The organism is Cupriavidus sp. SIMBA_020, assembly GCF_046535395.1.
Lineage (GTDB): Bacteria > Pseudomonadota > Gammaproteobacteria > Burkholderiales > Burkholderiaceae > Cupriavidus > Cupriavidus campinensis.
Genome location: NZ_JAWRWU010001872.1, coordinates 1 through 228, shown reverse-complemented (window position 1 = coordinate 228; position 228 = coordinate 1). Strand labels below are relative to the sequence as shown.

The window sequence follows — 228 nt, the reverse complement described above, 5'->3', positions numbered from 1 at the left end:
CAGGAAGGCACCGACGCACTCGTGGTGGTGGGCACCACCGGGGAGTCGCCGACGGTTTCCATGGAAGAACACGCGGAACTCATCCGCGTGGCGGTTGAACATGCCGCCGGCCGCATTCCGGTCATTGCCGGCGTGGGTGCCAACTCCACCGACGAAGCCATCCACCTGACCCGCCACGCCAAGGCAGTGGGCGCGCAGGCCGGCCTGTCCGTGGTTCCGTACTACAAC

At 67.1% G+C, this 228-nt stretch carries 1 protein-coding gene; it reads left to right on the top strand.

The window, feature by feature from the left end:
• Positions 1 to 228, top strand: a 228-nt coding sequence (locus SB751_RS36090; RefSeq protein WP_410749738.1) for a dihydrodipicolinate synthase family protein, incomplete at both ends; no start/stop codon positions are given.